This window comes from Sulfitobacter noctilucae, from assembly GCF_000622365.1.
GTDB classification, from domain to species: domain Bacteria; phylum Pseudomonadota; class Alphaproteobacteria; order Rhodobacterales; family Rhodobacteraceae; genus Sulfitobacter; species Sulfitobacter noctilucae.
This window is the reverse complement of record NZ_JASC01000002.1, coordinates 91357-106696: the sequence shown is the minus strand read 5'-3', so window position 1 is coordinate 106696 and position 15340 is coordinate 91357. Positions and strand designations below refer to the sequence as shown.

The 15340-nt window shown below is 57.6% G+C and carries 13 protein-coding genes; 5 read left to right on the top strand and 8 right to left on the bottom strand.

The annotated features are described in order from the left end of the window. Positions 1 to 84: 84 nt before the first annotated feature. From Z945_RS0101690 to ettA, 3 genes are all read right to left on the bottom strand, one after another. On the bottom strand, positions 85 to 636 hold the full coding sequence (locus Z945_RS0101690; protein ID WP_025050389.1) for a L,D-transpeptidase: 552 nt from the start codon (positions 634 to 636) through the stop codon (positions 85 to 87). 150 nt (positions 637 to 786) lie between these two features. Beyond that, entirely contained in the window at positions 787 to 993 is a 207-nt protein-coding gene (locus Z945_RS0101685; RefSeq protein WP_007117950.1) for a cold-shock protein, read from the bottom strand. A gap of 803 nt (positions 994 to 1796) precedes the next feature. Then, positions 1797 to 3452 carry an energy-dependent translational throttle protein EttA gene (gene ettA, locus Z945_RS0101675; RefSeq protein WP_025050388.1) on the bottom strand — a complete coding sequence of 552 codons (1656 nt, stop codon included), beginning with the start codon at positions 3450 to 3452 and terminating at the stop codon, positions 1797 to 1799. Between the two features lie 219 nt (positions 3453 to 3671). Here ettA and Z945_RS0101670 point away from each other — a divergent pair, with 219 nt between their 5' ends. After that, entirely contained in the window at positions 3672 to 4283 is a 612-nt protein-coding gene (locus Z945_RS0101670) for a nicotinate-nucleotide adenylyltransferase (protein ID WP_025050387.1), read from the top strand. Here Z945_RS0101670 and Z945_RS0101665 read toward each other — a convergent pair. Beyond that, a complete protein-coding gene (locus tag Z945_RS0101665) occupies positions 4266 to 5090 on the bottom strand; it encodes a DMT family transporter (protein ID WP_025050386.1) in 825 nt (274 codons plus the stop codon). The two genes, Z945_RS0101670 and Z945_RS0101665, sit on opposite strands and share 18 nt — an antisense overlap. Before the next feature lie 88 nt (positions 5091 to 5178). On the opposite strand from Z945_RS0101665, the gene dacB reads away from it, so the two are divergent. After that, a complete protein-coding gene (dacB, locus tag Z945_RS0101660) occupies positions 5179 to 6681 on the top strand; it encodes a D-alanyl-D-alanine carboxypeptidase/D-alanyl-D-alanine endopeptidase (RefSeq protein WP_025050385.1) in 1503 nt (500 codons plus the stop codon). Here dacB and Z945_RS0101655 read toward each other — a convergent pair. Then, positions 6678 to 7100 (bottom strand): tellurite resistance TerB family protein, encoded by a 423-nt coding sequence (locus Z945_RS0101655; protein WP_025050384.1) that lies wholly within the window; start codon positions 7098 to 7100, stop codon positions 6678 to 6680. The two genes, dacB and Z945_RS0101655, sit on opposite strands and share 4 nt — an antisense overlap. Before the next feature lie 121 nt (positions 7101 to 7221). Here Z945_RS0101655 and Z945_RS0101650 point away from each other — a divergent pair, with 121 nt between their 5' ends. From Z945_RS0101650 to Z945_RS0101640, 3 genes are all read left to right on the top strand, one after another. Further along, a complete protein-coding gene (locus tag Z945_RS0101650; protein ID WP_025050383.1) occupies positions 7222 to 8802 on the top strand; it encodes a lysine--tRNA ligase in 1581 nt (526 codons plus the stop codon). 60 nt (positions 8803 to 8862) lie between these two features. Then, positions 8863 to 9276 carry a DUF4864 domain-containing protein gene (locus tag Z945_RS0101645; protein ID WP_025050382.1) on the top strand — a complete coding sequence of 138 codons (414 nt, stop codon included), beginning with the start codon at positions 8863 to 8865 and terminating at the stop codon, positions 9274 to 9276. A 222-nt stretch (positions 9277 to 9498) separates the two neighbouring features. Continuing rightward, positions 9499 to 11787 carry a right-handed parallel beta-helix repeat-containing protein gene (locus Z945_RS0101640; protein ID WP_025050381.1) on the top strand — a complete coding sequence of 763 codons (2289 nt, stop codon included), beginning with the start codon at positions 9499 to 9501 and terminating at the stop codon, positions 11785 to 11787. 38 nt (positions 11788 to 11825) lie between these two features. Here Z945_RS0101640 and Z945_RS0101635 read toward each other — a convergent pair whose 3' ends face one another. The 3 genes from Z945_RS0101635 to uvrB all read right to left on the bottom strand — a co-directional run bounded on the left by Z945_RS0101635 (position 11826) and on the right by uvrB (position 15264). Next, positions 11826 to 12497 carry a hypothetical protein gene (locus Z945_RS0101635; protein WP_152541023.1) on the bottom strand — a complete coding sequence of 224 codons (672 nt, stop codon included), beginning with the start codon at positions 12495 to 12497 and terminating at the stop codon, positions 11826 to 11828. A 147-nt stretch (positions 12498 to 12644) separates the two neighbouring features. Then, entirely contained in the window at positions 12645 to 12830 is a 186-nt protein-coding gene (locus Z945_RS0101630; protein WP_025050379.1) for a PLDc N-terminal domain-containing protein, read from the bottom strand. A 229-nt stretch (positions 12831 to 13059) separates the two neighbouring features. Further along, on the bottom strand, positions 13060 to 15264 hold the full coding sequence (gene uvrB / locus Z945_RS0101625; RefSeq protein WP_025050378.1) for an excinuclease ABC subunit UvrB: 2205 nt from the start codon (positions 15262 to 15264) through the stop codon (positions 13060 to 13062). Positions 15265 to 15340 lie beyond the last annotated feature (76 nt).

The window sequence follows — 15340 nt, the reverse complement described above, 5'->3', positions numbered from 1 at the left end:
CGCTGTTCAGCGAGTGGAATCCTGACCGTGGAAACGAAAAAGCCGCCCGAATGGGGCGGCTTTTGTAGTCTCTGGCGTTAAGCCTTACAGAACCGTGACGACTGTTCCAACCGGCACGCGGTTATACAGATCAATAACGTGATCGTTGATCATACGGATACAGCCGTTCGACACCGAGCGACCGATGGTGCTGGGCGCGGTTGTGCCGTGGATACGGAAGTATGTGTCCTTGCCGTTCTGGAAGAGATAAAGCGCACGCGCGCCGAGCGGGTTACCGGGGCCGCCGGGCTGGGCTTCGGTATTGCCGATGAAACGCTTGTAGCTCTCCGGCTCGCGCTCGATCATCTCGTCCGTGGGGCGCCATGTGGGCCATTCTTTCTTCACGGCGATGGTCGCGGTGCCGGTGAATTCCAGACCGGCTTTGCCGACACCAACGCCATAGCGCATGGCAGTGCCGGGCGCGGTCACGAAATAGAGGTAATGGCTGCTGGGCAAAACCAGAAGCTGACCGGGCTGGTAGGTGGACTTGATGCGCACCTCTTGCGGTGTCGGGTCATAGGCGGCTGTTGAGGCAGACAGCACCTGTGGCAGGGCGGCGGTGGCCAGAGTGCTGGCAAGGAATGTGCGGCGGCGCATGGGGCGGCTCCATGATTGGGGTGTGCAGAGGTTTCATTGTCCCAAGGGAAGGCTGATTATCAACCCCGTGGAAACAAAAAACCGACCCACCGTTGCAGATGGGTCGGTCAAATTCTTGTGACTGGGTCGCCTTAGCGGCCCGTCGAAGGCTTATGCCAGTGCGATGTTCGTTGCCGACTCGCGGCCGTCACGGCCTGCTTCGATGTCGAACGTCACTTTCTGGTTGTCGGCCAGACCGGTGAGGCCTGCGCGCTCAACAGCGGAAATGTGAACGAATACGTCCTTGCTGCCGCCGTCTGGTGCGATAAAGCCGAAGCCTTTTGTTGTGTTGAACCATTTGACTGTGCCTGTGGCCATGTCATGTCTCCTAATAGTTGCCATCCGCGGAGTGCGATAGCTTGGCGTGGTCGGTCTAGTGTCGTCCGTGGCGCCGTATTAGGGAGTCAGTGGGTCGAGGTCGAATAACGTCTGCAAGGGCGGATATGGCACGGGCGGGGGATTCGCGCAAGGGGTGTGGGTGCCGGTGGGCGGATGGTTGCTTGTTAGTGGCTTGAAGTGAAAGGGCGGCCCGAAGACCGCCCGATGTCAAAGAAGCATGTCGATGAGCATCAGCAAGAGTGCCAAAGTCGCGACTACGTCACGATAAGTCACTCGCCCTTTCAATTTGGTAAGAAATCGCATGACAAAAGTCCTGAGCGACGCCCGACCGGTCGAGCCATTGCATTGGCTCAGTGGATTATACTGCCCTTTATAGCAGTCTGGTTACTCCTATGATCACTTGGAGCATCCGATCGACAGATACCTAAAGCGTCCCGCAGTAGGTCTGCCTTAGCCTAGTTCCCGCGAAGGTTTCGACATAGCGCCGCTAAGCGCTTGAAGACTACAGGGTGCCAGCAACAAAATCACTGGTCCTTTCGGTGGTGTGAGCACCTCCTCCTCATATCCTAGAAATGGGGGCACATGATTTGCTTTTCAATGTGTGCTGCGTGTTGCTGTCGAACTTTTGTACTTACGGCCATCGCAAAACGGCTTATCTCGCTCCATAATGGTATTTCTTATGCTCCTATTGCCGGGACGATCATCGTTCGCACTCGATAACAACCGAGTGCGAACGCGCTTGCAAGCAAGCGCTGCCTCGCACCCGTTGAAGGGCTAGCCCTTCAACGTACAAACTTCTTATGTTTTAACCGCTTAGGCTCAAGCGCATCCGCCCCCAACCGCCGCTTCTTGTCTTCCTCATAGTCTTCAAAGTTCCCCTCGAACCACTCCACATGTGCCTCGCCCTCAAACGCAAGGATATGTGTACAAATCCGGTCGAGGAAGAAGCGGTCGTGCGAGATCACCACGGCGCAGCCTGCGAAATCGACCAGAGCGTCTTCCAAGGCCCGCAGCGTCTCCACGTCCAGATCGTTGGTCGGTTCATCGAGCAGCAGCACGTTGCCGCCCTCTTTCAACAAGCGCGCCATGTGCACGCGGTTGCGTTCGCCGCCTGAGAGCAGGCCGACTTTCTTTTGCTGGTCGCCGCCTTTGAAGTTGAAGGACGAGCAGTAGGCGCGGGAGTTGACTTCGGCGTCGCCCAGTTTGATCAGTTCCGCGCCGCCCGTGATCGCCTGCCAGACGGTATCGTCATCGGCCAGATCGTCGCGCGATTGGTCGACGTAGCTCAGATCAACCGTATCGCCGTATTCGATGGAGCCTGCGTCGGGTTTTTCCTGTCCTGTCAGCATCTTGAACAGCGTTGATTTACCCGCGCCGTTGGGGCCGATCACGCCGACGATGCCACCGGGGGGCAGGGAGAATTCGAGCCCTTCGACCAAGAGCTTGTCGCCCATTGCTTTTTTCAGACCCTCGACCTCGATCACCTTGTTGCCAAGGCGCGGGCCGTTGGGAATGACGATCTGGGCGCGGGACAGCTTTTCGCGCTCGGAGGATTCGGCCATCTCGTTATAGGCGTTGATGCGGGCTTTGGATTTGGCCTGACGGGCCTTGGCACCCTGGCGCATCCATTCCAGTTCGCGCTCCAGCGTCTTCTGCTTGGATTTGTCCTCGCGGGCTTCCTGCTCCAGCCGCTTAGCCTTTTGCTCCAGCCAGTCGGAATAGTTGCCTTCGTAGGGGACGCCCTTTCCACGATCCAGCTCAAGGATCCAGCTGGTGATGTCATCGAGGAAGTAGCGGTCGTGGGTGACGATCAGGATTGTGCCTTTGTAGTCCATCAGGTGCTGTTGCAGCCAGGCGATGGTTTCAGCGTCCAGGTGGTTGGTCGGTTCATCGAGCAGCAGCATGTCGGGCGCTTCGAGCAGAAGCTTGCACAGCGCGACGCGGCGGGCTTCACCGCCTGACAGGGATGTGACATCGGCATCGTCGGGCGGGCAGCGCAGGGCTTCCATGCTCACGTCGATTTGGCTGTCGAGATCCCAGAGGTTCTGCGCGTCGATGTCGTCTTGCAGCTTGGCCATCTCGTCGGCGGTCTCGTCCGAGTAGTTCATGGCGAGTTCGTTGTAGCGATCGAGGATCGCCTTTTTGTCGGCCACGCCCAGCATGACGTTTTCGCGGACAGAAAGCTCCGGGTCGAGCTTGGGTTCCTGCGGCAGATAGCCAACCTTTGCACCTTCGGCTGCCCATGCTTCACCGCTGAAGTCCTTGTCCAGACCGGCCATGATTTTCAGCAGGGTGGATTTACCCGCGCCGTTCACGCCGACCACACCGATTTTCACGCCCGGAAGGAAGTTCAGGTGGATGTTTTCAAAGGTTTTCTTGCCGCCGGGATAGGTCTTGGAGACGCCGGACATGTGGTAAACGTACTGATAGGCCGCCATGGGAGGACTCCTGTCTGATCAAATGAGGTTGCCAGACGCAATATCGCGGGGATGCGGCAAGATCAACGCAGACCTGCGGTGGTGCGGGTAGGCGGGCCGATCTGCATTTCGAAGGGGGGGCGCCTGATCAGTTGCCCTGCCAAACCGGGCTAAGCTGCGTTGACAATGGTGCCGGATACCCGTCTTTTCCGCCCCTGTATCAGGTCGGGGGCGGTATTAATGCGCCATCAGTTTCCATATGCTGCTGCGGGTCAAACGGTGGGCTTGCTGGGAGGGTCTTTTGATCCGGCCCATGAAGGGCACGCGCATATCACGCGCGAGGCGATGAAACGCTTTGGGCTGGACAGAGTGTGGTGGTTGGTCAGCCCCGGCAACCCGCTGAAATCACGCGGTCCCGCTCCGCTGGGTGATCGGGTCGCATGGGCACGGCAGGTGATGCAGCACCCGCGGGTGACCGTAACGGACATCGAGGCGCGGATCGGGACGCGGTATACCGCGCAGACGGTGGCGCGATTGCAAAACCTCTACCCTCAGGTGCGGTTTGTCTGGCTGATGGGGGCCGATAACATGGCGCAGTTCCATCAATGGCAGGACTGGCGCGGTATCATGCAAAGCGTGCCCATCGGCGTGCTGGCCCGGCCCGGACAACGTATCTCGGCGCGGCTCAGTCGCGCAGCAGCGCTGTATGCGCCCTACCGGATACCGGGACGCTTTGGTCATCTGTTGGCGCGGGCGGAGGCACCGGCGTGGTGTTTTGTAAATGTCCCGATGAATTCAGCGTCTTCGACGGCGATCCGGGCGCGGGGCGATTGGTCAGCGGAGGCGGGTTGAAGCGAGGCCAGCGGCAACGATCACCGCAAGGCCTGCCCATGTCCATGTATCAGGCAAATCGCCAAAGACAGCCCAGCCCAGCACCACCGCCGCGATCAGCTGGAAATAGACCAGAGGTGCGATCTTTGTCGCAGGGGCAAGGCGGTAGGCATAGAGCAACAGGAGGTTGCCTAGCATGGAACAGGCTGCCGATGTGAGCGTCAGAGCGGATACACTGGCCGACATCACAGGCAGGTTGAGCAGGCCGAAGGGCAGCAGAAACAGCGCGCTGAGCGACAGTTGACTGAAAATGAGCGCAATCGGTGAGCCTGCGCCGGTCAACCACCGCGACATTGTCAGAAACGCGCCATAGAACAGCCCCGCTGCAACGGCCCAAAGGACACCGGGTTCTACATTGATGCCGGGACGGACCACCATAAAGACCCCGCCGAACCCCGCAAGGATGAGCAAGGAGCGCAATGGCGTGACAGGTTCGCGCAGGAATATCGCGGCCAGCACATAAGAGAACATCGGCCCGATAAAGAAAGCGGCGAACACGGTTGCCACATCTGCTGTTTGCAGTGCCGTCTGGATCGAGGTGATCCCGCAGGCCAAAGCACCCGCCCGCACCCAAATGCGCCAATCGCGCATAAGCGCCCAAGTGCCGGCAGGCAGGAAGGGGAGGACCAAGAGCGCCCCAAGCACAAAGCGTGACCAAGCGACAAAGACCGGTGTGACACCTTGGGTCGTGGTCAGTAGCTTTCCCGCGCTATCACCCGCAGGGATCAGCGACATGGCGACGAACATGATAAGGACTGCGCGAAACATCATTCGGCCTTAGCATGCACCCTTGGCGATGAAAATGTGATCGCGCCCTGCTTGTGCAATGTGGGCTTGTGCGGTTTAACTTGGCCGCATGAACATACGATATTCTCGCCGCGCTTTTTTGGGTTCTGCCGCCGCATTTGCCGGGCTGGGTCAGGCCGTTTCGGCTGCGCCGCCCACGGCTTCGCTGCGGCCAATGCTGCGTGCGCCGGATTTCCATATCAAGGCAATTCCGACGGCGGCGGAAATCATCAAGGAGCAGAGGTTGTCCGGTCGCGTGTCCTTCGCGCTTGCGGATGCGGAAACGGGCAGTTGGCTGGAATGCGAGAACGAACAGACAGCGACACCACCTGCCAGTGTGACCAAGGCGATTACAGCACTTTATGCGCTGGATGCGTTGGGTGCTGCGCATCAGTTCGAGACACAGATCGCTGCAACGGGTGGCATCGTCGAAGGCGAGGTGCAGGGCGACATCCTTTTGATTGGTGGTGGTGATCCGACACTGGACACTGATACGCTGGCGCAGATGGCGAGCAGGATGAAAGAAGCGGGGATTGTCTCTGTCAAAGGTGGTCTGAAAGTTTTCGAAGCGGGCCTGCCGGTCTTGCAGCGGATTGATCCCGCGCAACCCGACCATGTGGGGTACAATCCCGCAGTGACGGGGATCGCTTTGAACTTCAACAGGGTTCATTTCGAATGGAAGCGCGCCAACGGGAATTATAGCGTTACCATGGATGGACGGTCCGAGAAATACCGCCCCGATGTGACCTTTGCCGCCATGCGGATCGAGGATCGGGCAGCGCCGGTTTATACCTACCGTGATCGGGGCGGGCGTGACCAATGGACCGTTGCCAAAGGTGCCTTGGGGCGTGGGGGTGCGCGGTGGCTGCCGGTGCGCAAGCCGGGGCTTTATGCGGGTGAGGTCTTTGCCACGATGGCGGGGGCCAATGGCATCAGGTTGGGCAAACCCCAGATGATCGATACCTTTCCCGAGCACGAGGTCATCCTGAGCCATCAAAGCGCCCCGCTGCGTCAGATTCTGCGCGACATGCTGCGGTTCTCGACCAATCTGACGGCGGAAATGGTGGGGCTGGCAGCTACGCAAGAAAGGCTGGGGCCTGTCACCGACCTGCAGGCGTCGGCGGCAGAGATGAACCGCTGGGCGGCGGGGGCATTGGACATGACAGCACCGGCGCTTGTGGACCATTCGGGACTGGGTGATGCCTCACGGTTAACGGCGCTTGATATGGCGCGCGCCCTGCTTGCCGTGCGGGACAGCGGATTCCGCAGTATCCTCAGAGAGTTCGGGTTTCGCGACAGCAAGGGGAAGCCAGTAAAAGAGCAGACCATCTGGGTTGATGCCAAGACCGGCACATTGAATTTCGTCTCAACGCTGGCAGGTTACATTACCGCGCAGGACGGACGGGAGATGGTGTTTGCAATTTTTACCGCCGATCCGGCGGAGCGGGCCAAGATCAGCCGCGCGGAGCGTGAAGGGCCACGTGGCGGACGCGAATGGAATCGAAAGGCAAAGCGGGTACAGCAGGCTTTGATCGAGCGCTGGGACGCGTTGTACGGGCGCGCAAAAGCCTAGTGGATATGCCGCGCCCGCGCACCACGCTCAATGGCGGCTGCATGCAGGCGGTCGATTTCAAGCTCGTAGCGGATCTCTTCGAGCAGGCGCAGTTCGCCCTCGTCCAATGTGCCGTCTGCAGCGGCTACATCGCAGGCAAGCGCATATGCGGTTTCAAATAACCGGTCCGGCAGGGCTTCGCGGATCAGGCCAAAGAGCGCGTCCAGCCCGTCCTCTTGTTCGAAAAGGTCCAAGACCGTTTTGCTGATAAGGCTGAGGCGATCGACATCATATTCCACAAAGACCGGCAACGTGGTCACAGCGGACTGAATCTTGATCAGCTCGACTGTGCCGATGTCCCCGTCCGAGGCGGAAACAGCAACCATGACAGCGACGAGACAATCCTGTGCGCTGAGCGAAAGGGAGGGAGCGTCGTTCATGGGTCTGTCCTTTGCGCGGAATTGTTGCGGTGCAGAATATTGACGCACCCTAGGGGACGCAATAGGTACACGCCAGCCTGAGCGCATGGGGCGCAGAATGGCCGAACAATGGATGAGCATGATGTCTGAGACCCGCGACGCCGCGATGAGCAGCAAGGCCTGGCCTTTTGAAGAAGCCCGCGCGGTTCTCAAACGCTATGCAAAAGCGCCGCCCGAAAAGGGTTTTGTGCTGTTCGAGACTGGGTATGGCCCCTCTGGTTTGCCGCACATCGGCACGTTCGGTGAGGTGTTGCGCACCACGATGATCAAGCGGGCGTTTGAGGAGATCTCGGATATTCCGACCAAGCTGGTGTGTTTTTCCGACGATCTGGACGGCATGCGCAAAGTGCCCGGGAACGTCCCGCAGCAAGAGATGCTGGCCGAGCATATGCACAAGCCGCTGACATCCGTGCCGGACCCTTTTGGCGAGTTCGAGAGCTTTGGTCATCATAACAACGCGATGCTGCGCCGGTTTTTGGATACCTTTGGATTTGAATACGAGTTTTATTCGGCGCGCGAGTTCTACCGTGCGGGCGAATTTGACGAGATATTGAAGCGGGCCTGCGAGCGCTATGACGACGTAATGGCAGTGATGCTGAAGAGCCTGCGCGAAGAACGCCAGCAGACGTATTCGATCTTTTTGCCGATCCATCCCGAAACGGGACGCGTTCTTTATGTGCCGATGAAACATGTGGATGCGGAAAACCACACCGTGACGTTTGATGACGAAGACGGCAAGGAATGGACCCTGCCGGTGACAGGCGGCAATGTGAAGCTGCAGTGGAAGCCCGATTTCGGTGCGCGCTGGGCTGCGCTGGATGTCGATTTCGAGATGTACGGCAAGGAGCACGCAACAAACACGGCGATCTATGACCGGATTTGCGAAATTTTGGGCGGCAAGAAGCCGAACCACTTTAGCTATGAGCTTTTTCTGGACGAGAACGGTCAGAAAATTTCAAAGTCGTCGGGCAACGGGATCTCGATTGACCAATGGCTGACTTATGCGAGCACTGAATCGCTGTCGTACTTCATGTTTCTTAAGCCCAAGACGGCAAAGCGGATGCATTTCGATGTGATCCCCAAGGCGGTGGATGAATATCACCAGCAGTTGCGGGCTTATGAGGGGCAAGATGCCAAGGGCCGGTTGAACAATCCGGTCTGGCATATCCACGGTGGTGATGTGCCGAAGTCGGATATGGTTGTGCCGTTTTCGATGTTGTTGAACCTGGCATCTGTATCGTCAGCGGAGGACAAATCGAAGCTTTGGGGCTTTATCCAGCGCTATGCGCCCGAGGCATCCGCGGAGCAGAACCCCGGCATGGATGCGGCTGCGGGCCATGCGGTGCGCTATTACAACGACTTTGTGAAGCCGCATAAGGTGTTCCGCGCACCCAGCGATCTGGAGCGTGAGGCGCTGGAGGAACTGCGCGACAACCTCAAGGTCTGGGATGGCGGGTTGGACGCGGAAGCTTTGCAGACGATGGTGTTTGCCGTTGGGAAAGAACGGTTTGATCCGCTGCGCGACTGGTTCACTGCACTGTATGAAGTCCTGTTGGGTGCAAGCCAAGGTCCGCGGTTCGGCGGGTTCATCGCGCTTTATGGTGTCGAGGAGACTGTCGCGCTGATCGATGATGCACTGGCCGGAAAACTTCTGGCGGCGTGAAACTCTTGCCCTGAAGCTGCCGTGACTTACCATAGATCAAGGCAGTGCAGGAGCGAGATCATGTTGAAAGCTATCGTAGGAATGTTGGGCGGGATCATCCTGTCGGTCATGCTCACCACAGGGGCTGCTGCGCAACAGACAGAGATTGAAAGCACGATCAACGGTCAGCTTGATGCTTTCAAGGCCGATAATTTTGAACAGGCCTTTACCTACGCCACGCCGACGCTGCAGCGGCTTTTCCAAAGCCCGGAGAATTTCGAGAGAATGGTGACAAGCGGCTACCCGATGGTCTGGCGGCCTGCTGAAGTCACCTATCTTGAGCTGAAAGAATACGAAGGCTCCATGTGGCAAAAGGTGCAGATCACGGATCAGAAGGGTTTTACCCATGTGCTGCTGTACCGGATGCAACAGACCGAGGCGGGGTGGCGTATCGGCGGGGTTCAAATTCTGGATGCTCCAGGAGCCACGGCCTGAGCCTTTAATCATTTGAACGAATGACCAAAGCCCGGTTTTTATGCCGGGCTTTTGTACGTCTACGGCATGTGGTGTTGCAAAGCTGTGCGTACGCTCGCCTTGGTCGCGATTAACACCTTGCGTTTATTTCCCTGTCCTTAATCCGGCACCTGTCGGGGTTTGGGCAATCAGACGAAATGCTTTGGCGCTTGCGCTGCGCATTCTCGCAGAAAGGGATATTTGATGAACAAAGCGATAACCGATGGCGTGGTACTGATGCCGACACCCTTTGCCGCTGGGTTGGATGTTTGGTCGAGCGGGGATGGCACGCCTGGATCGGATACCTATGAGAATGCGACCAACGGGTTGTTCGTGGCCGCCGACCCGGATTTTTCGGGCTCACTGGAACTGCTGAAGACGCAGAACACACAAAAGCTACGGTTCATGGGTGAAACGCCTCTGCAACCGGGATGCTACTTACGCATTTCGGCCCGCGTGAAAGCAATCAGTGGCAACCTGCCGTCGGTGCGTATCGGCGGGTATCCGGCGCGGGGTAATGGAAGTCGCGTCAACGGTCTGCCAGAGTTTTCGACATTCACAACGCTGGAGAGCTATGGCGAGGTGGTCGAGATCAGCGCGATCGTCGGTTCTGGACTGCGGGGCGGGGTGGATCTGGTCTGGGGGACAGAGCCGATTTACGGACATTTCGGCATCGATCTGGTTGGGCCGAATGGGGGGATCATCCGGGTTGATGACATCCAGATCGAAGATGTCACATCGGTCTTTCTGCGCGACATGATTTCGACCGTGGATGTGGTTGATTATGGGGCCATCGGCAACGGGACGACAGACAACACCGCGGCCTTTGAAGCCGCCAACGCGGCGGCGAACGGGCGGACCGTTTATGTGCCATCGGGGGTGTTTCGTTTGCAAAACAACATCACCATCGACACGCCTGTGAAATTCGAGGGCAGGGTGGTGATGCCGGGTACGGCGGTCCTGCTGCTGCGGCGAAACTTTGACCTGCCCACCTATATCGAGGCGTTCGAGGATGAGGAACTGGCGTTCAAGAAGGCCTTTCAGGCGCTGTTGAACAACGCCGACCACGACGCGTTAGACATGGGCGGGCGCAAAGTGAACATCACCGAACCGTTGGACATGCAACTGACGGTACCCGGGACGAACTCTTATGCAACGCGCCGCGTCATTCGCAACGGACAACTGGAAGCCGCGGCAGGGTCCGCTTGGGACACCGAAGTCTATACCTCTGCCGCAACCTATTCCGCTGATGATGCGCGGACGCTGACCTCGGTCAACAATGTGGCAAGCATTCCGATTGGGTCATTGGTGGAGGGCACAGGCGTAGGTCGCGAGGTTTACGTTCGCGACAAGAACCTTGCCCGGCAGGAGATCACGCTGAACAAGCCATTGTACGATGCGGAAGGGCGGCAGAACTTTACCTTCCGGCGGTTCAAATACCTGATTGATTTCAGCGGGTTCAACTTGCTGAGCAAGTTTGTGATGGCTGACATTGAGTTTCAGTGCAACGACCGCTGCTCGGCCATCATGCTGGCGCGCGGCGGGATCACCTTTCATGTGCGGGACTGTTTCATCAGCCGTCCGTCGGATCGTGGCATCACATCAGTCGGGACGGGCTGCCAGGGCATGATGCTGGACCGCAACCAGTTCCTGTCAGCCGAAGATGCGCTGGATGTGCCTGCCCGCCGCAGCATCGGGTTCAACGTGAACCAGAACGATGCCAAGATCCGCAACAACCGTGCCACACGGTTCCGGCACTTTGGTCTGCTGGGCGGGTCAAACAACATCTTTACCGGCAACCACTTTTTCCAAGGGGATGGGGTAACCAACGGCGTTCGGTCGGGGGGGATCATTCTGGCGAGCAACAGCGTCGGTACGGTGATTTCCAACAATTACATCGACAATTGTTTTATCGAATGGACGAACGAGCACGACCCCAATCCCGCCTTCACATCGGGTTTCTCTTTCAGCGCGCTGAGTGTGGTGGATAACATGTTCCTGTCCGGCGATGTGGCCCCGTGGTTCAGCTATATCGTGGTCAAACCACACGGGGCAGGGCACTTCCTGAATGGCGTGTCGATTATCGGCAATCGGTATCGCAGTTTGAACGGCTTTATCGACAGGGTAGACAGGGTGGACACGACCTTTGCCGATCTGGATATGACGCGGTGCAAGAATGTGATGATGGAGGGGAATTCGTACCTTGGGGTGACGATCCAGCCCTCGAACCCGGCGACCATCGACTATACCCAGTCCACAGAGGATGATGCATGGGTGATTGATGCGGCAGATGAGTTGCCCTTCGGTGGACAAGCGGTACAGGTCGACAGCGTCATGGCGCTTGGTCCGATCCGCAACGCGAGCAACGTACGTCAGTACAACATGCCTTATGTAGATACCTCGCGTGGACCGGATCGCGATCAGATTCAGGTGGTTTGGCCCGGTGCGGTCCGCGGGCGGATCTTGGCGACGGTACGGATGGACAGCCGCTAAGCAATATTGCCTCGCTCCTTTCAGGGAAGCGGGGCACTCTAGAACGTGTGCCAGACACCGAGTTTTAAAGCGGACTTGTCCTGTTCTTCGATCGGAATCTGCGCACCCACCTTGAACCGGAAAGAGCTGTTTCTCGGCGTGATCAGCACAGAGGGTTCCACGGCACCGTAGGTATCGTCATTCTGCTGCGAAACAGTGACCTCGAGCAATCCGGTCGTGACATCGGTAAAGTTCATGCCGATTGTTCCGTCAAATTTGGTGATATGCTCGCCCAAGGTAGGCTCGTAGATAAATGCGCCATCCAAATTGATCCAGCCACTGCGATCTGAGACGGACAAGCCACGTCCCCAGGAGACGCTCGTCTTGACTGTTGGCAGTTGCATCTCGTTGCCCCACAAACCTCCGACGCCGACTTCGTAAGCAAATCGGTGGGGTCCATCAACGGACCCAAGACTGCGGCGGACGAAAAGGTTGCCGAAGCCGTTGCGTACGTTTTCGCTGTTGGTGAAGGTGCTGACGTCCAATCCGACCGTTGTTCCTTCGGTCAGACCATATTCGAGATAGAAGGCATTGGTTGTTTCGGAAAACTGCGTTGCTCCAAAGGATAGAGACACAAATCCCGTGCCTTTATCGCGCAGCCACGCGCCGGCCTGCGCCATGGACGCTGTGAATGAAACTGCAATCAAGAGAGTTGTAAGTGATATCTGCATGGCACCTCCGTGAGAGGTGATTACCACAGGTGGTCTGATGTCGGATTATGTATTGTTCAGGTTGTAAGAATCTGTGACGAAACTGTCGCAATGAAAAAACCCGAAGCGAAGAGCTTCGGGCTTTGATCGTTCCGTAAATATTAGAGGTTAGACGCGGACGGAGCCTCCGCGTGGGCCGGCGATCAGCCAGATGAGAAGACCAAGTACAGGCAGTACGATAATGGCCAGAGACCACAAGATTTTGGACAGTGTCGAGCTGCCGGATGTAAGTACCTGATAGATTGCGTAAATGTCTGCGATCAGGATGATCAGACCAAGAATGCCATATTCCATTTTTGTTTCCTCGTTCATGAATTAACTTTTCTGGGGTATCAACGAAGGTGCGACATTTTGGTTCCCAGAATGTGCTTTCCTCTTCAAACGAGATCACAAGACAGAACCTGCAAAACCACGCGTAAGACGGAGACATTCAGCGAAGATGCGCGAACGAAGAAAAGGTTCACCGGTGTGCTAACGAGCTGAAATTATGAGTAAGACCCGCGTTGCAAACGCATCTTGAAGGCTACCGCCCTTTCTTGCGCTTCACTCCGCCTCGCATACCGCCCCGACCCATTGTGCTGCGGCCAGAGGCTTTCTTGGCATCGTCTACAGCCTTGTCCACCGCGTACTGCCGCGCCATCGGATCATCGGCAATCGCAAGATCAACGGCTTCGAGCCGCTTCAGCTCGTCGCGTAGCCGTGCGGCTTCCTCAAACTCGAGGTTCTCGGCGGCTTTGCGCATGTCGGTGCGCAGGCCGTCCAGAACCGCCTGCATGTTGGAACCGGCCAGCTTGTCATCAATCTGCGTTGTCACGCGGTTCATATCCACGTCGCCCTTGTAAAGCCCGGCCAGAATATCCTCGACGTTCTTCTTCACGGTCATCGGCGTGATGCCGTGTTCTTCATTATAGGCCAGTTGCTTGGCACGACGGCGCTCCGTCTCTCCTATCGCCCGCTCCATCGAGCCGGTGATGCGGTCGGCGTACATGATCACACGACCCTCGGCGTTGCGCGCCGCGCGGCCAATGGTCTGGATCAGCGAGGTCTCGGACCGAAGGAACCCTTCTTTGTCGGCGTCCAGAATGGCGACAAGTCCACATTCGGGAATATCGAGCCCCTCTCTCAGCAGGTTAATCCCGATCAGCACATCGAACGCACCCAAGCGCAGGTCGCGCAGGATTTCGATACGTTCAATCGTGTCGATGTCGGAGTGCATATACCGGACACGAATGCCCTGTTCGTGCATATACTCCGTCAGATCTTCGGCCATGCGTTTGGTCAGTGTCGTACACAGCGTGCGGTAGCCATCGGCGGCCACTTTGCGCACTTCGTCGAGCAAATCATCAACCTGCATCTCGACAGGACGAATCTCGATCTGCGGATCAATCAGGCCAGTGGGGCGGATGATCTGTTCGGTGAAGACACCGCCTGTTTGCTCAATCTCCCATGCGGCGGGTGTGGCAGAGACGAAGATTGACTGCGGGCGCATCGCATCCCATTCCTCGAACTTCAATGGGCGGTTGTCCATACAAGAGGGCAGGCGGAACCCGTGCTCTGCCAGCGTGAATTTGCGCCGGTAGTCGCCTTTGTACATGCCGCCGATCTGGGGCACGGAGACGTGGGATTCATCTGCAAAGACAATCGCATTGTCAGGGATAAATTCGAACAAAGTGGGCGGCGGCTCTCCGGGCGCACGGCCTGTCAGATAGCGTGAATAGTTCTCGATCCCGTTGCAAACGCCAGTCGCCTCCAGCATCTCGAGATCGAAGTTCGTGCGCTGTTCCAGCCGCTGTGCTTCCAGCAGTTTGCCGTCACCGACCAACTGGTCCAACCGCGTGCGCAATTCTTTCTTGATGCCGATGATGGCCTGCCCCATCGTGGGTTTCGGCGTGACATAGTGGCTGTTGGCATAGACGCGGATCTTGTCGAAACTGCCGGTCTTCTCACCCGTCAGCGGATCGAATTCTGTTATGCTTTCCAATTCCTCGCCAAAGAACGACAGCCGCCATGCGCGGTCATCCAAGTGAGCGGGAAAGATTTCCAAACTGTCGCCCCGTACCCGAAAGCACCCCCGGAAAAACGCGGCGTCGTTGCGCTTGTACTGCTGAGCCACCAAATCGGCGATTACCTGTCGCTGGTCATAGCTTTTACCTGCCGTCAGATCCTGCGTCATCGCACCATAGGTCTCGACCGAGCCGATGCCATAGATGCACGATACCGACGCCACAATGATCACATCGTCCCGTTCCAACAGCGCCCGGGTGGCCGAATGGCGCATGCGGTCAATCTGTTCGTTGATCTGCGATTCTTTCTCGATAAAGGTATCGGACCGCGCCACATAGGCTTCGGGCTGATAGTAATCGTAGTAGCTGACGAAGTATTCCACGGCATTGTCCGGGAAGAACCCTTTGAATTCGCCGTAAAGCTGCGCGGCCAGTGTCTTGTTCGGCGCCAGAATGATGGCCGGCCGCTGGGTCTCTTCGATGACTTTTGCCATCGTGAAAGTCTTACCGGTGCCTGTCGCCCCCAATAGCACCTGATCCCGGTCCCCGTCACGCACACCAGCAGACAGCTCCTCAATCGCAGTGGGTTGGTCTCCCGCTGCTTCGAACTCTGTTTTCAGAACGAATGTCTTGCCGCCTTCCAGCTTTTCCCGATTGCGCACGTCGGGTGCCGGATTGGCCAATATCGGCATAACATCAGATCGATCTGTCTGGGCGTAGGGCATTGGGCATTCCTTGGCTGTCAGAGTACCAAGTTGTCGCTTTTTGCACGGTGTTCAAGGGAGCAGCGCGGATTGCAGC